This window comes from Lishizhenia tianjinensis (genome assembly GCF_900116425.1).
GTDB classification, from domain to species: domain Bacteria; phylum Bacteroidota; class Bacteroidia; order Flavobacteriales_D; family Crocinitomicaceae; genus Lishizhenia; species Lishizhenia tianjinensis.
This window is the reverse complement of record NZ_FPAS01000005.1, coordinates 43,332-62,929: the sequence shown is the minus strand read 5'-3', so window position 1 is coordinate 62,929 and position 19,598 is coordinate 43,332. Positions and strand designations below refer to the sequence as shown.

17 protein-coding genes are annotated in these 19,598 nt (G+C 37.1%); 12 read left to right on the top strand and 5 right to left on the bottom strand.

The window, feature by feature from the left end; genetic code table 11:
• The first annotated feature begins 121 nt into the window (after positions 1-121).
• The 5 genes from hemW to BM327_RS13030 are packed head-to-tail and all read left to right on the top strand — an operon-like array spanning position 122 to position 5,342.
• Positions 122-1,249 (top strand): radical SAM family heme chaperone HemW, encoded by a 1,128-nt coding sequence (gene hemW, locus BM327_RS13050; protein ID WP_090251235.1) that lies wholly within the window; start codon positions 122-124, stop codon positions 1,247-1,249.
• 20 nt (positions 1,250-1,269) lie between these two features.
• Positions 1,270-1,752: a GAF domain-containing protein gene (locus tag BM327_RS13045; protein WP_090251231.1), complete on the top strand. Its 483-nt coding sequence runs from the start codon at positions 1,270-1,272 to the stop codon at positions 1,750-1,752.
• The gene (locus tag BM327_RS13040; protein ID WP_090251227.1) at positions 1,725-3,284 is read left to right on the top strand and encodes an Ig-like domain-containing domain; all 1,560 of its coding nucleotides are present in this window, start codon (positions 1,725-1,727) and stop codon (positions 3,282-3,284) included. The genes BM327_RS13045 and BM327_RS13040 overlap by 28 nt, the downstream gene beginning before the upstream one ends.
• A complete protein-coding gene (locus BM327_RS13035; RefSeq protein ID WP_139230374.1) occupies positions 3,277-4,449 on the top strand; it encodes a lysylphosphatidylglycerol synthase transmembrane domain-containing protein in 1,173 nt (390 codons plus the stop codon). Before BM327_RS13040 ends, BM327_RS13035 begins: the two co-directional genes overlap by 8 nt.
• Positions 4,446-5,342, top strand: a complete 897-nt coding sequence (locus tag BM327_RS13030) for a S66 peptidase family protein (RefSeq protein WP_090251217.1) — start codon at positions 4,446-4,448, stop codon at positions 5,340-5,342. Before BM327_RS13035 ends, BM327_RS13030 begins: the two co-directional genes overlap by 4 nt.
• Positions 5,343-5,393: 51 nt before the next feature.
• Here the strand turns inward: BM327_RS13030 and BM327_RS13025 are convergent, their stop codons facing one another.
• From BM327_RS13025 to BM327_RS13015, 3 genes are read right to left on the bottom strand one after another with little or no spacing between them, the layout of a single operon-like run.
• Complete coding sequence (locus BM327_RS13025) at positions 5,394-6,269, bottom strand: hypothetical protein (RefSeq protein ID WP_090251214.1); 876 nt, start codon at positions 6,267-6,269, stop codon at positions 5,394-5,396.
• A 10-nt stretch (positions 6,270-6,279) separates the two neighbouring features.
• Positions 6,280-6,963, bottom strand: coding sequence for a hypothetical protein (locus tag BM327_RS13020; protein ID WP_090251209.1), 684 nt, complete (start codon positions 6,961-6,963; stop codon positions 6,280-6,282).
• A 3-nt stretch (positions 6,964-6,966) separates the two neighbouring features.
• On the bottom strand, positions 6,967-7,857 hold the full coding sequence (locus BM327_RS13015; RefSeq protein WP_090251204.1) for a pseudouridine synthase: 891 nt from the start codon (positions 7,855-7,857) through the stop codon (positions 6,967-6,969).
• Positions 7,858-7,992: 135 nt separating this feature from the next.
• Here BM327_RS13015 and BM327_RS13010 point away from each other — a divergent pair, with 135 nt between their 5' ends.
• The 4 genes from BM327_RS13010 to BM327_RS12995 all read left to right on the top strand — a co-directional run bounded on the left by BM327_RS13010 (position 7,993) and on the right by BM327_RS12995 (position 11,546).
• The gene (locus BM327_RS13010; protein WP_090251200.1) at positions 7,993-8,400 is read left to right on the top strand and encodes a DUF2141 domain-containing protein; all 408 of its coding nucleotides are present in this window, start codon (positions 7,993-7,995) and stop codon (positions 8,398-8,400) included.
• Positions 8,401-8,683: 283 nt separating this feature from the next.
• The gene (locus BM327_RS13005) at positions 8,684-9,322 is read left to right on the top strand and encodes a hypothetical protein (protein WP_139230373.1); all 639 of its coding nucleotides are present in this window, start codon (positions 8,684-8,686) and stop codon (positions 9,320-9,322) included.
• A 70-nt stretch (positions 9,323-9,392) separates the two neighbouring features.
• A complete protein-coding gene (locus BM327_RS13000) occupies positions 9,393-10,931 on the top strand; it encodes a bifunctional GNAT family N-acetyltransferase/carbon-nitrogen hydrolase family protein (RefSeq protein WP_090251193.1) in 1,539 nt (512 codons plus the stop codon).
• A gap of 87 nt (positions 10,932-11,018) precedes the next feature.
• The gene (locus BM327_RS12995) at positions 11,019-11,546 is read left to right on the top strand and encodes an acyl-CoA thioesterase (RefSeq protein ID WP_090251188.1); all 528 of its coding nucleotides are present in this window, start codon (positions 11,019-11,021) and stop codon (positions 11,544-11,546) included.
• Positions 11,547-11,821: 275 nt separating this feature from the next.
• On the opposite strand, the gene recJ is transcribed toward BM327_RS12995, so the two are convergent.
• A complete protein-coding gene (gene recJ / locus BM327_RS12990) occupies positions 11,822-13,573 on the bottom strand; it encodes a single-stranded-DNA-specific exonuclease RecJ (RefSeq protein WP_090252038.1) in 1,752 nt (583 codons plus the stop codon).
• Positions 13,574-13,857: 284 nt separating this feature from the next.
• On the opposite strand from recJ, the gene BM327_RS12985 reads away from it, so the two are divergent.
• The 3 genes from BM327_RS12985 (at position 13,858) to BM327_RS12975 (ending at position 16,573) form a co-directional block, all read left to right on the top strand.
• Positions 13,858-14,502 (top strand): hypothetical protein, encoded by a 645-nt coding sequence (locus tag BM327_RS12985; protein WP_090251184.1) that lies wholly within the window; start codon positions 13,858-13,860, stop codon positions 14,500-14,502.
• Entirely contained in the window at positions 14,499-15,230 is a 732-nt protein-coding gene (locus tag BM327_RS12980; RefSeq protein WP_170853763.1) for a pseudouridine synthase, read from the top strand. The genes BM327_RS12985 and BM327_RS12980 overlap by 4 nt, the downstream gene beginning before the upstream one ends.
• Positions 15,231-15,565: 335 nt before the next feature.
• Complete coding sequence (locus tag BM327_RS12975; RefSeq protein ID WP_090251177.1) at positions 15,566-16,573, top strand: FISUMP domain-containing protein; 1,008 nt, start codon at positions 15,566-15,568, stop codon at positions 16,571-16,573.
• Positions 16,574-16,576: 3 nt separating this feature from the next.
• Here the strand turns inward: BM327_RS12975 and BM327_RS12970 are convergent, their stop codons facing one another.
• The gene (locus tag BM327_RS12970) at positions 16,577-19,471 is read right to left on the bottom strand and encodes a T9SS type A sorting domain-containing protein (protein WP_090251172.1); all 2,895 of its coding nucleotides are present in this window, start codon (positions 19,469-19,471) and stop codon (positions 16,577-16,579) included.
• Positions 19,472-19,598: the final 127 nt, after the last annotated feature.

Genomic DNA, 19,598 nt, shown 5'->3' with positions numbered 1-19,598 from the left:
CTTCCTCGCGAATACTACGAAAGTAGCCGCTTCACGTTAATAATCGGTAAAAGTGAGGCTTAAAAATGAAGTATTGTAAGGAGTTGAGAGATATTTCATTACTAAATTCTACCTTCGCAGTATGGCCGGTATATACATACATATTCCCTTTTGTAAGCAAGCGTGTTCTTATTGCGATTTTCATTTTTCAACAAGTTTTGAAAAGTATAGAACGCGTATGGTAAAGGCTATATGTAAAGAAATTGAAGTCAGAAAGTCATATCTAAAAGCAGAGGAAATTTTCAGTATATATTTCGGAGGGGGTACGCCGAGTGTATTGAATGCAGAGGAAATTAGACAGTTGGTTGACAGCATACTGTCCAATTTTAAGGTAAATCCAAAGAGTGAAATCACCTTGGAGGCTAATCCGGATGACATCAACGCAGAAAGGTTAGAAGACTGGAAAAAAGCGGGCGTGAACCGTTTGAGTATAGGTGTTCAATCATTTAGAAAGCAAGATTTGGACTGGATGAACAGAGCCCACACGGTAGAAGAGGCAAAATCTGCACTTCGCTTAGCTGCAAACTATGGTTTTGAGCTTAGTATAGATGTAATTTACGGACTACCCAATTTTACCCTAGAGGATTTTAAAAACAATTTGGATCAAGTACTTCACTTTTCACCGGCTCACCTTTCAGCCTATTGTTTAACCGTGGAAGAAAATACCGCTTTGCACAAAGCTGTAGAGCAAGGTAAAATTGTACCGGCAAATAATGAAGCACAAAGTGAGCAATTCGATTTCTTAGTTGCTTATTTACAAGCTAAGGGCTACGAGCAATACGAAATATCAAATTTTGCACGGGAAGAAAAATATGCTGTACACAATAGTAATTATTGGAAAGGGGAAAAATATTTAGGGGTTGGCCCAAGCGCACATAGTTTTGACGGTTACACGAGATCGTGGAACATTGCCAATAATGCTAAATACATGAAAGCCATAGAAAACCAAGAGGATTTTTATGAGGTAGAAGAATTGAGCATTTATGATCAGTTTAATGAGGCATTGTTGGTTGGTTTACGCACCAAATGGGGAGTAGCCAAGCATAGACTTCCCAAAGAATTACTAAATACAGAAGAATTTAGGCAAGGAATAGAAGAATTTAAAGCAGAGGGATATTTGCTAGAAACCGAAGAAGTCTTTTTACTTACACAAAAAGGTAGGTTAAAAGCAGATGGTATAGCCAGTGATCTTTTTATTTTAGCAGATTAATCAGGTAGAGCTAAATAATTATGGCAGAAGATTTAATGATAGCAGGAGAAACCAAGACTGAGAAGTATGAAAACCTACTTCCTCAGATAAAAGGTTTATTGAGTGGTGAAAGCAATAGAATAGCCAATATGGCGAATTTATGTGCGGCACTTAAAACTACTTTTAACTGGTATTGGATAGGTTTTTATTGGGTCGATGGTCCGGATGAATTGGTACTTGGACCTTTTCAAGGACCTATAGCTTGTACCAGAATTAAAAAAGGAAAAGGTGTATGTGGAACAGCATGGCAAGAACAAAGAGTTCAAATCGTGCCAGATGTTGAAGCTTTTCCCGGACATATTGCGTGCAGTGCCTTCTCAAAATCAGAAATCGTTTTACCTGTGTGGCTAAAGGATGAAGTTATTGGTGTATTAGACATAGACAGTGATACCTTAGATAGTTTTGATGCTATCGATGAAAAATATTTGAAGAAAATATGCGAAATACTAGTGCATACCTTTTAGGTTTAATCTGCTTGTTATTGGTGCATTCTTGTGCTCAACCTGGTCAATTAACAGGAGGAGAAAAGGATGTAAAAGCACCCGTTCCAGTTTATCGTAAAAGTAGCTTGCAACCGGCAAGTTTAAACGTGAAACCTTCACGTATAGAAATTGTATTTGATGAATATGTAAGTATTTCTAATCCGTCTTCTTCCATTACAATTACCCCCAACACCCTTAAAGCAAGTAGTAGAATTGTTGGGAAAAGTTTGGTGATGGATTTGGAGGGAGAATACCTCGAAAATACTACCTATACCATAGGTCTTAATAGGGCCGTAAAAGATATAACAGAGGGCAATGATAGTCTCATGTTCTTTGTCTTTTCTACAGGAAATGAAATCGATAAAGGAAAAGCAGATTTTATTGTGCAGGATGCTTTCAATAATAGACCCGTAAAAGATTACGTGGTAGCTTTGTTTACAGAAGATATTCACAAGGATAGTGTAAATAGACCTGTGTATATGGGGCAAACAGATGCTAGTGGGAGAATTTCTTTTTCTTATCTAAAAGAACAGTCTTACTATGTGTATGCCTTTGAAGACGTGAATAAAAACGGGGCCTTAGATTACGGGGAAGCTGGAGGAACTTTGAAGGAGGCTTATCAAGTAAGTGATTCAGTAACGGTTACACCTGCCTTGTTGGTCAATGAACAAGTAAAGAAGTTTAAAATATCAGAAGATATAATGAGTCCGGGGATTTGGTCCATTACTTTCTCCCAACCTATAGATACATCTTTACTTCAATTGGAAAATAGTAAACTCGTTTTTACAGATTGGAATGAAGAGCAGGATAGTGTGGCCTATTACTTTGATGGTCTGGAAAAGTTAGAAGAGCTTCGTGCTGTGTTTTTGGACAAAGAAAAGGGAGACACGTTGAAGCGTAAGTACTTCCCCGACCTGAAAGTGAAGCTAAATGCAAGGGTTAATACAAAGAAGGATGTTTTGCATTACCTAGAAGATTTTCAATGGGTTTTTAACGATGTAATTCAAGGCCTGGATACATCTAAAATACTTTTGGATAGTGGGCAGGTTGTTCCTAACTTTCAAGGGAAAGGAACAAACACTTTAGGTATTGATTGGGAAGATATAAAACATGCCGATTCTTTGCATTTACGTCTACTTCCAGGGAGTATACAATTTGCAAATTTTGAGATGACAGATACCCTTTCTTGTTACATTACAGCTCAAAAAGCTACAGATGTAGGAACTATACTTGTAAAAGCTGATAGTGTTTTTCCTCAGGGTTATATCGAGCTTGTAAAAGAAGGTAAAACTATAGGTCAACAAGTTGTAGACTCATCACTAACCGTAGTGAAATTTGAGAATTTACAAGCGGGTAAATACCAGTTCAGATTTATTTACGATGTAGATAATAATGAAGCTTGGTCGCCCGGAAATATATATTTAAAAACTGCACCAGAACGCACCGTATGGTTTGATGAACCTACAAATTTAAGGGCCAACTGGGAAGTAGAAACAAGCTTACAATTTGACTAGAGGTAGCTTCAATATCGAGCAATTGTTCAATGGGAAGCGTGTATTTATACCCATTGTCTTAGGTCTTGCTATTGTCGTTTTCATGCTTTACCGCAGTTTATCCAAGGAACAATTTATAGTTGATGCAGAAAAGGGTACACATGCTTGGGTAGATAGTAATGCAAATCAAAAAGTAGATTTATCTCTTCCTGAAGAATTTGTTCTGAGTGAGGAGGGAAACTACCGTATTTCCACACCTAATGATTTGTTAAGAGATGTTCATTTTAACGGACAAGCTATTTTTTGGTTGATAATGGCCTTTGTTTGCATGGTCATTCGCGACCTAGCATACATGCTGCGGATACGAATTCTAACCAAAAAGTTTTTATCCTGGCGCAGGAGTTTTTTCGTCATCATGATTTGGGAGTTTGCTTCGGCTTTATCACCCGGAGTAGTTGGTGGATCTGCCGTGGCTATGTTTATTTTGAACAGGGAAGGAGTGAAATTGGGGAAATCTACAGCTATCATTGTAGTAACTACTTTAATGGATAATTTGGTCTTCGTATTCTTAATCCCACTCGTACTCATTTTTATTCCATTAAGCGTATTTTTCGATGGTAATGCGAACTTATTAACTTCATTTTTTTGGATAGGGTATGCAATCATAACAGGATTGAGTTTGTTTTTATTCCTCTCCATATTTATTTGGCCCAACATCATTACAAGCTTATTGCGATTAATGATGAAAATACCTTTTCTAAAACGCTGGAGAAAGGCGGCTGTAGGTATGGGAAATGATATTAAGGTTACGGCTAAGGAAATGCAAGGAGAGTCTTTGAGTCATTGGTTAAAAGCATTTGGAGCTACACTTTTGTCGTGGTTCGGAAGATATGCAGTAATTAATTGCATTTTACAGGCATTTGTAAGTATAAGTTTGATGGATCATGTTCAAATTTTAGGTAAGCAATTGATACTTTGGCTCGTTATGATGGTGAGTATAACACCGGGGGGGAGTGGAATTGCGGAATACGCTTTTTCAGAACTATTGGCGGGCTTCGGAGCCTCCATGTTACTCTTGGCCGTTCTGGCTATAATTTGGCGTTTAATATCTTATTTCCCCTACTTGTTTATAGGGGTTTATGTACTACCCAACTGGTTAAGAAGTACACAACAAAAAAAGAAATGAATACACCTCCATATTTAAAAAAAGGCGATACAATAGCTATCGTTGCTCCGGCGAAAGCCATAGAAGAAAAGCATGTTCTAGTGGCCAAAACATTTTGGGAAGAACAGGGTTATAAGGTGCGATTGGGGCAACATGTGTTGGGACAACACCATTATTTTTCTGGAACAGAAGATGAACGTTATGCCGACATGCAGACAGCCTTAAATGATGATGAGGTGAAAGCAATAGTTTGTGCTCGCGGAGGCTATGGTTGTGTTCAAATTTTAGATCAACTGAATTGGGCAGGGATGTTAGATGAACCCAAATGGATACTCGGTTTTAGTGATGTTACATTTTTTCATCAACATTTAAATTATTTGGGGGTTGAGAGTATACACGCCACTATGCCCTTGAATTATACCGATAATACTCAGGAATCCTTGGAAAGCATGGTTAATTTGTTAGAAGGTAAAGCCACTGAATATACCTGGAGTTGTTCAAACGCAACGGAAGGTGAAGCGGAAGGTGTACTGCTGGGAGGGAATTTGAGTATCGTTTACAGCATGTTAGGAACGGATGCGCACCCCAATTACAACAATGCTATTTTATATTTGGAAGAAGTAGGGGAGCACCTGTATGCCATAGATAGAATGTTCTTTGCGCTTCAAAAGGCGGGCATACTAAGAAAATTGAAAGGATTGATTATTGGAGGTATGACGAACATAGGCGATACCACACCAGGCTTTGGTCAACCATTAGAAGAAATGATAAAAAAACATTTCAGATTCAGAAAGCTACCTATAGCCTTTGATTTTATGGCGGGACATATCAATGATAATAGAGCGTTGCGTTTAGGCGCTAATTATCGCTTAAAAGTGAAAGAGGGACAATGTGAATTGATCTTAAAGGATTAAAATAAAAAAGCGCAATATTTTGTATTGCGCTTTTTCTTTAGTTTCTATTTTTTACCAATGTGGACAAGTGTTACATCCATTGGTAGGTCGAATGTAAAACAAGGCTCCAATTGAAGTGTCAAACATCACAAATCCATATTTTTGGCGTGTATAAGCACTTTTATCATCGGGTCTATTTCTAACTTTGAGTTGATGGTTAAATCCACCCGTAACCGAACTTTGAATAAACACATGTTTGAATAAATCTAATCGTATTCCTACATGACCACTAATCCCATAACCACTCATGGAGATGGTTCTTCTATCAAATTGTTGGGCAAAGTTAAAATCATTAAAACTTAAAATTCCACCTGCACCAACTCCCATAAGGGTATTGAAAGCAAAGTTTTTACTCTTGGTACTGTACCATTGGTCGGTACGCGTCAATCTAAAATTGATATAATTTAAACCATCAGAATTTTCATAGTGGATATGCTCTCTATCTGTAACTATGGGTTGGTCGTTGTAATTCCCGCTCCAAATGTTGTCAACACCCGGTTCAATAACACCATCGAGTAATACCTCATTTTGATTATTAAGGATGTATTTCATGTGCTCATATCCCAAGCTCAAATCCCAATTGTTCCAGAAATAATACCCCGCTCTTATGTTGAATTGAGGGATGGTAATTTTCTTTAAGTTGAGGTAAACTGATAAGTCCAACGGATAAGGGTTATCAGAGGCCTTTGCATTTTTGAGTGTAAAATCGTAATTGCTTCCTACAAAATTGATGTCACTTTGCGTGTATGCACTGCGGTTGTACCCCCAGTAAAAATAGAAAGTACCTTGAGCGTAAGAGTTCTTCCCTTTTTTACGACTACGTTGGGCATGAACATTACTTACAGATAGACAACTTAGAAGTGTGAGGAGTAAGAGTGTGTATCGCATATTCCAAATGTTATTGAAGTGCTTCCCATTCCTTTTGGGTTAATATTCTGCTGAGAACATGTAAGTATTTGTTGTCTGCAGAAGCATAAGCTACTAAACCTAAGCCTTTAGCATATAAGTTGTTGGTAGCAAAAATGTTACTTTTACCTTTCCCGTTAAAGGAATTGTATAGGCTCATTTTAATGCTATCTCTTACTAAAATTGCCGGATAAGTCTTTCCTTCAAAAACGAAATTTGTATCCTGGTTAATACAACTTTTTTTCGACTCATAGAAAGTACTAACACTATCAATATGACTAGGGAAAGAAACATTCATATAGCTATCACTTTGCTGAGAACCTGGTAAATAACCGTTCGCTCTCATGAAGCTTCTCCTTTTTTGATTCCATCTATCTATGGTCATATGTTCCACCACAGAAACACTATCATTTACCTTGAACGTATAACCTTCAGTTAAACGAATATTGGCTTTGTAGGCTTCTAGAAATAGAACTTCTTCGTTCTTTAATTTACCCTTGTAGAACAAATGAATTTTTTCATCCAAAGGTTGAAGGGTGTCTAAATAAACGTATGCCGTTTTTTCCTGTTTTAGAGGATAAAAGTATTCTTCTAAACTTATCTGATTGCTTGTTGTTGGTTTAGTACAAGCTGCTGCAATCATAAGAAGAAAAAGAAAAGCACTGAGTTTTTTCATGTTTTAGCTCATTTTTAAGAAAGCAACTTCTTGCTCTGTTAAATGTCTGTATTTACCGCGAGGCAAGTCCTTTTTCGTTAAAGAATGGAATTTTACACGGTCTAATTTCACTACAGTATACCCCAGATGTTCGAAAATTCTACGAACAATTCTGTTTTTTCCAGAGTGAATTTCAATCCCTACATCTCTACTTGTTTTACCCTCAACATAAGAAATATTATCAGCCTTGATTTCACCATCTTCTAAGTGAATCCCTGCTTCAATTTGCTTGATGTGTTCTACAGAAACGGGTTTGTCCGTATGCACGTGGTAAATTTTAGACGCTTTGTGACGAGGGTGAGTAAGTTTTTTAGCCAAATCTCCATCATTGGTGAAGAGTAGTAAACCTGTTGTGTCTCTATCCAATCTACCTACTGGATAAACACGTTCTTTACACGCTTTCATTACCAATCCCATAACCGTTTTTCTTCCCCAAGGATCATCCATGGTAGTTATGAAATCTTTTGGTTTGTTGAGTAAGACATAACGTTTTGTTTCTGCGTTTATCGTTTCACCGTCGTATTGAACTTTATCACCAGGTTTTACTTTGTATCCCATTTCGGTAACAATTTTACCATTGATAGAAACAACACCCGTTTCAATAAGCACATCCGCTTCACGACGCGAACAGATACCTGCGTTTGACAAAAATTTATTTAAACGAACTTCATTCGAGAAAGAAGGAAGTGGCTCTTTGCTTTTTGGCGCTTTATTACCAAAATGAGGTCTACCCCCAGCTGGTTTTTGCGACTTAAAAGAAGGTTTTGATTTTTTGTTTTTAGAAAAGCTCTTGCTTTTACCAGCGCTATTCGTCTTCGATTTCTGCGAAGCGCTTTTTTTGTTAGAATATCCCATCCTTACGTATAATTTTTGGCAAAGATAAGTATTAATGCGATGCAAAAGTGTTAAATCAATGAAGTGTCATCCAAAGGTCTTGAAGGAGCGTAAATCTTTTCGAAAACTCCTTATTTTTGGGCAAAACAAACAACTATGAAATTACTTCTTCTTTTATCATTATTCTTCTTGCAGACGAGTACAACTGTAACATTAACAGTAAAAGTGAAGGGTATTCCGAACGATAAAGGAAATGTAATGGTAGGAGTTTACAACGATGCTAAGAATTTTAGTCACCCCATAAAAGTGTACAAAAGCAAAATTGTTGATGCTAAAAAGGGGGAGGTGAGTTTTTCTATGGCGTTCAAGAAAGGTGAAAAAATAGCACTGGCTTTGTACCATGATGAGAATAAGAACCAGGTTTTGGATAAAAACATGTTTGGGGTGCCTACTGAAGTATATGGTTTTTCGAATGATGCTAGGGGGACATTTTCAGCACCGAGTTTTGAGGAGGCGGAGATTGTGATGGATGGGAGTAAGGGGGTTGAGGTGACGCTTGAGTAAGTAACAAAAAATTGATTACCCGGAATTTTGCCCATTATTTGTGTAATAAAATAGATTAATGTAACTTGAAGTAAATCAACCTAGTTACGTTATGAAATTTTCTGAATTCTATCGCAAGTATAGCGATGAAAAAAGCTGTGTTAAACTGCTCAGAACTATAATTGAACCTGAAATTAAAGCCTGTAAAAAATGTTCCTCAAAAAGTATTTATTGGAATAATAAATTGTGCGGTTGGAGGTGTAAGGTATGCCGATTTCGCATGACATTAAAATCCATTTCTTTTATGAAAGACAGTAACCTTTCGTATGTTGATTGGGTGGAGTTAATGTTCTTAAGCACCTATGGTAAGAAGCCTTTATCAGTAAATGAGATAACCAGAGTTAGTAGGCAAAGTAGGTATGATACGGTGGCTTATGCATTAAAAAAAATCAGACAACTCTTGATGGTTACAAATCAAAAACTGCCTACCGATTATGTATCAGAATTGTTTTTGGTAGAACCTGATAGCGAGAATCAATCAAACTCTATTGACCGTCCAAATCTTCCAAAGAGCTTGTTTATTCACATTTCCAAATCTAAAAAGAAGGGTAATGATAAAATTCACTTTTCATTGAATTTAATGGACAAAAAGGCTTTAATAACCAAACTGGAAACGGGAATTAATAAGCTACCTAAAATATTCCCTATAGTGAACACTGAAAGTACAGATAAGATTGTGAAGTTGTCTGTAATGTGGGAAAAGAAATTGAAAGAAAATTTCATCAAAAATGTGAAAGGAACTTACCATAATATTTCCTTGATTTATTTGAAAGGTATGTTGGCAGAATATGCTTTTAAATATAATTATAGAAAGGAAAACCGGGATAAACTGATGGTGTTTTTGGATTTAATAGCAAAGTCTCTTGGGCAAAATTCCGCATAATCAAAATTTGTCTTTTTGAGCTAGGCTTTCCCCACAATTTCCCTTATCTTACCTCCTAAAAAACCTCCGCATGCAAGACATCGAAAATATTGAACTTAACTACCTTAGCCTCGATGATTACCAAGAGCTAAAAGAGGCAATGATAGAGGCTTATTCCTCTATGCCAGATTCTTTTTGGCGCAAACAAGAAATTAAAAATCTTCTCAAGAAATTTCCCGAAGGACAAGTTGTGATTAAAATTAATCAGCAAATAGCCGGTTGTGCTTTTTCTATTATTGTAGATGAGGAAAAAACGGATACCCAACATACCTATGATGAGATAACAGGGAATTCTAAATTCACCACACATAATCCAAATGGAGATGTACTATACGGTATAGAAGTGTTCATAAAACCTGAATTCAGAGGCATGCGCTTGGGCCGTAGATTGTATGATTACCGTAAAGAATTGTGTGAAAAACTCAATTTGAAAAGTGTTGCTTTTGGAGGTAGAATACCCAATTATCACAATTATGCAGATGAACTTACTCCTAAGGAATACATAGAGAAAGTTAGATTAAAAGAAATAGATGATCCCGTTTTAAATTTTCAAATGTCCAATGATTTCCACCCGAAAAGAGTGCTGAAAAACTACTTAGAAGGGGATAATCTTTCGAATGAATATGCCGTTTTGTTGGAATGGGACAATATCTACTATACCAAACCAACAAAGGCACCGACGATTACTAAGAAAGTAGTGCGCTTAGGACTCATTCAATGGCAAATGCGTTCTTATGCAAATATGGAAGAATTGATGCATCAGGCAGAGTTCTTTATCGACTCCTTGTCTGGTTATAGATCTGATTTCGCTCTTTTCCCAGAGTATTTTAACGCGCCGCTAATGGCAGATTTTAACCACCTCTCTGAACCCGACGCCATACGTGAATTGGCCAAGTTTACTGATGTGATTACTGAAAAACTTTCGGAACTCGCCATTTCCTATAATATCAACATTATCACGGGTTCCATGCCTTATGTGGAGAATGAAAATCTATTGAACGTAGGTTTTGTTTGCCACCGAGATGGTAGGGTAGAGCGTTATGAGAAATTACATGTAACTCCCGATGAAGAAAAAGTTTGGGGACTGGTAGGGGGCAATACCCTTCAAACCTTTGATACCGATTGTGGGAAAATAGGTGTGCTTATTTGTTATGACTCAGAATTCCCAGAATTGAGTCGTTTGTTAGCGGATGATGGAATGGATATTCTCTTCGTTCCCTTCCTTACCGATACACAAAATGGTTTCTCACGTGTAAAACATTGCGCCCAAGCTAGAGCCATAGAAAATGAATGTTATGTGGCCATTGCTGGTAGTGTGGGAAATCTGCCGAAAGTCCACAATATGGATATACAGTATGCGCAATCTATGGTATTTACACCTTGTGATTTTGCCTTTCCAAGTAACGGAGTTAAAGCAGAAGCTACCCCGAATACAGAAATGATATTAATTGCCGATGTAGATATGGATTTATTGCGCGAATTAAATCAGCATGGTAGTGTTAGAAATCTGCAAGACAGAAGGTTGGATATCTTTCAACTAAAAGGCACACTAACCAATCGTGTAAAGTGATATTGATAAATGTTAGCAGTAAGGGTGAAATATGTCCTGTCGCTTATTCGGGCAAATTGACTACTTTTGCAAAAAATAAATTGAGTTATGCGTCCTAAAAAAGCATCAGAAACATTAGCAACCAGTACAAAACTAGTTTTACCCAATGATACCAACCCTCATAACAATTTGTTTGGAGGTTCTTTGTTAGCTTGGATGGATGTGATTGCCAGTATATCGGCGCAAAGACACTGTAGAAGAGTTGTGGTAACTGCATCAGTGAACAATGTTTCTTTTGAGAAACCAATTCCGCATTCTTCTATCGTTACCTTAAAAGCAAAGGTTTCTAGAGCTTTCAACAGTTCTATGGAGATTTTCGTAGACGTTTACGTTGAAAATCAAGTCTCTGGAAAAATGGAAAAAAGTAATGAAGCAATTTATACTTTTGTTGCTGTAGATCAGAATGGTGGACCGATTCACGTTCCTGAACTAATTCCAGAAACAGAAGAAGAAATTAAAAGATACGACGGAGCGTTAAGAAGAAAGCAATTGAGTTTAATTTTAGCAGGTAAAATGAACCCTGCAGATGCAACTGAACTCAAGGCTTTGTTTTTAGGTGATTCTGAAAAAGCATAGTTAGTAGTAAATACTGATTCCGTAAAAGGTTCTATTCAAGCTTATTCTTGGGTAGAACCTTTTTTAGTTTCTAAGGTGAAATTTTATGATAGTAAAGTTTTGAAAATCAAGGGTTAATTTTTTTTACTGAAAAAAATAGTCAATTACACGACTTTTCTTCCAACGCTTTTAAAGTCACCCTCGTTTTTGTAAGTGTATGTTTTCGTTATACTGAAAACCATCGCTACTACTGTAATTATAAAAAATTGGTGTATCGTTTTTGCGGTACACTTTTTTTATATCCTTTCCATAACGTTTTCTTGTACCAGTTTTACGTCTTTAATATTTAGTTGTAAGCTTGATCTTTCTCTCCACGTATTGATTTCTAGGGTGTATACTAAGTCAATGACCTTACCATCTTTCAATACTTCATACAATTCAGGCATATTAAATCCTATGGCATCTATTTTTACACCGTCTTCCTCTTGATAGAATTGTGCCTTAATGTGCAAGTCTTTTAATAGTCTAAAACCATTTTCTGCCTTAACGTTTCGAGTTAAGAAAGTAGGTTTCATGTTATCCGGACCGTGCGGTTCAAATTGCTTAAGTATGCGCTTTAAACGGGGTACTTTCGTGAAATCTTCACCAGGCGTGAAGATGTCTGCGAAGTCTACTTCTAAGTCAATAATTTCCTCAGGAATTTCTTGTTCTGCTGTGATACTTTCTGCAACTACTTGCTCAAATTTGGCTTTGAAATTTTCTACATTTTCTTTCGCCAAAGTCAAACCAGCCGCGTATTTATGTCCCCCAAACTGTATCATTTCATCTGCACAGGCTTCAAGGGCATTGTAAACATTAAAGCCTTTTACACTTCGTACTGAACCAGCTACAACATCCCCTGAATCGGTAAGGACAATAGTAGGTCTATAATACTTTTCTATTAAACGAGATGCTACAATTCCTATCACTCCTTTGTGCCAATCGCCTTGATAGACAACCGTAGATTTCTTTTGCTCAAACCCAGGTTCTTCTGTAAGGGCAACCAAGGCTTCATCTGTAATATTGGCGTCCAGATTTCTTCTTTCTTCATTGGCCAATTGTATCTCGTGTGCAATGCGTTCCGCTTCGTGATTTTCTTGGGCTGTCAAAAGTCGTACTGCTTCTTTGGCATCGCCCAATCGTCCTGCGGCATTTATTCTTGGTGCTATGGTAAAGACTACATCTGTTATTGTCAATGGGAGTTGTCGATTCGCCAACTTCAACAAACTCACAATTCCCTGTCTGGGCTGTGTGTTTAATTGCTGTAAACCGTTCATACAAAGTGTTCTGTTTTCCCCCGTCATACTCACGATATCAGCCCCGATAGAAATGGCCACCAAATCTAATTCATTGAATAATACGTGGGTATCCCATTCATTTTGTATGCAAAGTGCATGCATTAATTTAAAACCAACTCCACATCCAGAAAGTTCTTTGTACGGATAGCCACATTCCTTTTGCTTAGGATCTAAAACGATGGCATCGGGCAATACTTCACCTGGCGTGTGGTGGTCACAAATAATGATGTCTATACCCAAGGCTTTGGCATAACTACAAAGTTCTGTGGCTTTGATTCCACAGTCGAGTGTAATGATGCATTTAAAACCATTTTCTGCGGCGTATTCCACACCTTTTTTACTCAAACCATAACCCTCGGCATACCTATCCGGAATGTAAAATTCGAGCTGCGAATAATGTTTAGAAAGGAAGGAGTATACCAAGGCAACAGCACTGGTTCCATCCACATCATAATCACCGTAAATGAGTATTTTTTCTTCCTTTTCAAAGGCTTTGTTTAAACGATCAACCGCCCTTTGCATGTTGAGCATCAGGAAAGGGGAATGTAAATCTTCCAATGAGGGCCTGAAGAAGAGACGTGCATCTTCGTAGGTTTTAATTTCGCGCTGTAACAATAGATGTGCAACTGTCTCCGACACTGTTAAATCTTCTACTAAGGCTTGAATTTCTTCCGCCTGAGGTTGCTCTTTTAAGATCCATCTCTTTTCCATGACTCCAAAGTTAAAAAGCTTCTGTGCTTTTGGTTCAATAATCCTGATTTTATCCACAGGCCTAACCAAAGATATTCACGAAAAAAGCGAAGGACAATTTTCAGCCTATACTCGGCGCCTTCTCTTGTTGTTACTTGAAAGTGTTATTGAAATCTGGTTAGGTAGTGATCAGCTTTCCTACGTAAGTTACGCCAAAATTTTCTTTTACACAATCCTTCGTGAAGTTTTACTTTTTCACTGGAAAGCTTATATTTTTAACTTTACAGCCCTAAGAATAAGTTTTTATGACGCGCTATTTATTAACTACATGGTTGGTTGCATTGTGCACACTTGGCATCGCACAAACCAACTCCTATTCTTTTGCAAAATTTGTGGCTCCCAACGGTATAGAAGTGGAAAATGTTTCTCCTTCTTATTACGGTGAGTACAAGTTCAACGACTACACCCTGGTGATTAACCAAAAAGGTATTTTTTCTAAGAATACCATGTACCTTTCTATTACAAAAGAAACGATACAAAAGAACGATAAGTACTCGGTGAGAGGGAACTATTTGTTCGGAATCAAAGAAAATGACAGCATCTTTTGTGTTTTAGATGGTGACCGTTATTTCTATGGTTTAAGAGAGGAAGTACAACTCATAGGAGACTCAACTTCTAACAAACTCATTGATGATGGAGATTGCTACTACATCAACTTTTACGATCAAGGTATTTGGATGCCTGCGCGTATGGAGTTTAAAAATGGAAAATTGTTAATGTCTCATTTCGATTACCCTTCTGAAACAGATGTATTCGATCATATTGCACTGAGAACTTCTACCCTCCACGATGGTTTGAATGAAATAAAGTTATGGCCCACTTCTGAAGAATGGAACGCCATAGATTTGTCTGTAATTTTTCCTGAAGTACAAGAGTATATTCGATTATGAGTGAATTAAAACGTCTAAACAAAGCCATTGCTGAAACAGGTTTCTGTTCGCGAAGAGAAGCTGATAAGATTATTGAAGAAGGTCGTGTTGCCGTGAACGGTGAGGCGGTTGGGTTAGGCGTAAAGGTCTCAGAAAAGGATAGTATATCTGTGGATGGAAAGCTCATTACCAAAGAGGTGGGTAATATTTATCTCATCTTTAATAAACCCATAGGTGTAACTTGTACCACCGATACCAGTATCAAAGGAAATATCATTTCTTACCTCAATTATCCGGAGCGTATTTTTCCTATTGGTCGTTTAGATAAACCTTCAGAAGGACTCATCTTCCTTACCAATGATGGTGACATCGTAAACAAGATTCTTCGTGCGCGCAACAACCACGAAAAAGAATACATCGTAAAGGTCAACAAACGTATCACAGACGAATTCATCAAACGCATGGGAGGTGGTTTGCCTATTTTAGATACGGTGACTAAAAAATGTAAGGTAGAAAAGATAGATAACTTTACTTTTAAAATCATTCTAACGCAAGGTTTAAACCGCCAAATTCGTCGTATGTGTGAATACCTAGGTTACGAGGTGGAAGCGTTGAAAAGAACGCGTATAATGAACGTTAAATTGGGAAATCTAAAACCTGGACAAATTCGTCCGTTCACCAAGAATGAATTCGATGTTTTGAACGATCTAATTGCAGATTCTAAAAAGACTTTTAACGAAGAGATTTAGTTTTAGGCAATAGGGATTAACCATTAGTAGTTTAAAGTCATCGCTATTTAGTTAGTGAGAATTTGACCGGTTCGAAATATTTTGTGAACTCTGTGTTGTGCTTTGCTGACTTTGTGGTTAAAACCATGTTTCAAAATCTTGCTCCATACTGTTCTTGGATTCATTACGCGTCTTCCGTTATAGTCCCGAATTCATTCGGGAGCTGCCGCTGCAACCGCTGGCTGAGTAATCATTCAAAGTACAGCACTCAAACTCTATTGCTTCAATTCAAAAACTAAACACCGTTTTATTTTTCGAGAAATCTCCTTATTTTTAAAGAGTTAAATCCAAATCACATGTCTAAATCACTTCTTCTCCTTATTTTTCTCTTTAGCGTCATCAGTTCATGTAAAAAGGATGAGGTAGTTGAAAAAGAAGTAAGTATTACAAATGTTCAACTTCAACCCATAGACGCACAACGCGTAAGATTAAGCTACGACAGAACAGTAAAAGGAAGAGTTGTAGTGAAAGAAAAGGGAGTAATCGTAACTGTGGATGAAGAGGCTTCCTTGTGGAATAGAAAATTTATTGATAGCTCTGAAATCTTAACGCAAAGTGTAGCACAAATCATTCGCTTGCAAGAAGCTAATGTTCGTTTTTATATAAGACCATACATGATTACCACCGAAGACACCCTTTTTGGTGAAACGGTTCACCACGATTTGGGTGATTTTTATGGCGTGGGAGAAGGCGTAACGGATGCAGATGGTAATTTCTATAAAACCGTGGTAATCGGGAATCAAGAGTGGATCACAGAAAATTTAAGAACCCTGCGTTTTTGTAATGATGAACCCTTGAACTACGTCCAAACACATGCAGATGTTTCTGAATCACTCCCTTCAGTAACGAATTACAATTATGATACGAGTTTAGTCCCTTTCTATGGAAGAATGTATGATTTAAATGCGATAAGAGATGACCGTAATATCTGTCCTTGTAACTACAGGGTTGCAACTTATTCAGATATATTACAACTCATTGATTATATGGGAGGGAGTCCAGCTCAAACTCCCTATTATTTGAAAGAAGAAGGTTCAATTCAAATGGGGAATGGATTGTGGTTTAGACATATTCCGTGGGTAGACAACAGCTCAGGGTTAAGTTTTAGGCCAGCAGGAAGAGCCTTTAAAAATGACGCAAGTACAGCTGTGGTTTTTGATGAATTAACCCGCGCCTCTGTTTTAGGAGTGCTCAACGGAAACAATATCTTAGAGTTTGTAATGGCCGATGGGTATTACAAGTACTCTGTTAATTACGGACATGAAGAAAATTTCTACAGTGTACGCTGTATCAAAGTGAATTAATTTTTATTGTTTCATTACACGTAAAACCTCTTCGCTTTCATCACTATAGAGTTTGATGAAATATAAACCTTGCGCATTTTCCGGAAATTCTATCCTAAAATCTGTTTCTGAAATTTCTTTGGCTTGGGAAAGCACTCTTCCCTGAACATCATAAATGCTGTAATGTGTGTATGGGTGGTATAGATCTAAAGTGATGTTGGTGTAGGTGTAAAATGGATTAGGGTAGGCTAAGGCGTATTTACCCGATGCAATCAATGTGTGTTTACTTGCTATGGTGGCCGGAGCAAAGGATTCGAAACCCGTGTTTTTCATCCTTCCTAAGGAAACAGTGTAGTAATGATCATTTAAAACTTTGTACCTAAACTGTTCCGTAGATTTCCAATCTTCACCCGCGAAATAGAGGTGCTTATTAGCGAGATGTAGGTCCATAATATCATTTTGTCTTCCAAGATGTTTTATTCCTACAATATCCAATTCTTGGTTCAATTTTAATATAGAATACGCCTTGTCTTTGTAAGTAAGTATATATGTGTTTTCTGTATCATGAGAGGAAGCAATTATCCTTTGGCCAGGGCTGTCATAGGCTTTAAAATCAATAATTTTTAAATTTTCGGGAGAGAGCCTTATACTAAAATTGAAGGCTTCTAAATGATCGGGGTTTAAGGTGTGGTTGTGAGCGGTTAATTCTGTATCACCTATCCCTATTACAACTAGTTGATGTGAAGTGTTGAGATATGCTGTATAACTGCTGTAGTAACTAACACCGTATATGTTCAAAACCTTTTTTAATTTTCCATTTAATCCATAGGAGAGAATTTCCATTTGATGACCTTTCTCCTCTGATGTACTTAAATTTATGATGTTCAAGGTATTTGTTGCTTCATCTATCAAAACTTTGAAATCAAATTTGTTAAATTGATTGTGGTTCCCTAAAATGTTCCTTGCAAATTTAAATTCACCATCGGCAGAAAACTTTAAAAGAACGAATTGTTTATCGTAGTCCGAATAGAGCGTTGTATCCATGTAGCTTTCTTGGTAATGTACATAAGGAGTAATTACATAGGTGTTTCCTGCTTTGTCTTTTGTTACGGCTTCTAATCTAACGTAATTAGAAGGGCATAAGTCAAAATAATCGTGTACCTCTACCTCTTGTCCTGTTGCTTGATTAAACTTAATTTCAAATAAATAAGAACCGTTATCATGATTGATACTTATGTTTTCGGTAGAAAAGTTTTTATAGTAAGTGTATACTACACTTATGGTTCCATCCGTGTTGAGGCTTAAATGACTACCTTGAAAAAACTCTACTCCTTGATATGTTGATCCAAAGGTTTTTACCCATGCTATTTCTCCTTTTGCCGTATGCTTGGTTAAAACTAGTTTACCATACATTTTTTGATGAACAGAATTGTAAAGGTCTAAGTATTGTGAATTATAAGGGGGGTGGAGCTGGAAGTTTTTTGCTAAAGTATAGAGACTTCCTTCCTGGTCAACGGTAGAGTTTAGGAAAGTATATTTAAAGTCATCAATACAAAAATCTGCAGAATCCCTCGTTGCCCCATAATTGATAAACCATTCACTGGTCTCTACAGGAATGTTGGGTTGTATTTCGGGGTTAAGATTGTCTACATCTAAAGAATAATAGGAGTAATCTGAGTTTGTTCTACCTTGTATGAGTAATTTTCCATTTAATGAAACCAAGCGGTAATCTTGGTGTTTCGGAACCTTGGCCAAACTCTCCCACGCATTGTTGGTACGAGTATAGATGTAGTAATGTAAATCGTTACCATTGGTGGCGATAAAGTAAGGCTTGCCGTTTAAGATCACTTCTTTTCGCTCGTTGGTGTTTTTATCACAAAAGCCATACAAAAAGGACGATTGCATTCCTTCCATTATTTCAGGAATTGGTAGAAAGCTACCATTACTAAATTCTATCAGTTCAGTGCCTGTTTGTTTGTTGAGGCGGTAGAAATATGGACTGTTTTTTTGAAACAAATTATTGAAAACAGTATCGCTTCTTGTCTCGGTTTGAAGTAAAGTGTCAATCGTGAAAAGGGTATCCGATCGAAAGTTCAATTGTTGCATGAAGTCTTGATGGTAAAATTTACCGAATACGTTTAGTGCGATAACTGTACTGTCATTGTCGAAATAAAAATCATCATACAAGTCTATTTCGCTAATCGTATCAAGGGTTAAATTTTGTAGATCGAAAACCAAGTTCGTGTCGGCGTCTATATACAGCTTGTCTGGTGAATGTTTACTGCTTCTAGATGTAATTTCTTGAAAGTTAAAAGTACTCGAATACAAAGGAGTTATTCCGCCCGAATGATAATGTTTAAGCGAAGAATGTAGACCGTATTTTTCGGCAACCAAAAGACCGTCTGCCAAAACCTTTAGAACCTTAAAAGGCTTTTGATTAAAATCAAGTGTATCAACTATAGTTTTGCTTTGCAGGTCAACCTGATAAACAGGGTAATTGTCCTCTTCTAGTTGCACATAAGCCATGTCGTTTATCACATAAAAATTAATGATGTGATAAGGAAAGTTTTGAATAACCTGCAGCTTTAAATCATTACCTATTGCAATAAATTGATTTCCAAAATCTTCATGATAGTACAATGTGTTGTCATGAATTTTATAGCGAATTTCACCCTCACTTAGGGCAACATTATCAAAGACATCTTTTTCGGGGTTGCTAATAGAAATCCGACTTCCAGAATAAGTCGAGGAGTAAACTACTGCAAGTTTATCTTGCCAAAACAGCATAGGAGAAACATCTTTGTTGAGATTAAGAATGTGCAAGATTTGGTAATCGGATTTTCCTAAATAGTGAACTTGTGTCCACGCTGTTAGACCCAATAAGCAAAGAAATGTGGAAAGAAGAAGCTTGATATTCATGAAATAGGCTTTGAATAAATATAATGAAATTCCCTGATTCAAAGGGTGTTGGTTTCTCTAATGTACTTCTGAGTTGTTGAAATATACTTTTCTCCTTGCTCATCCCTCTACTATTTACTCCTTACTC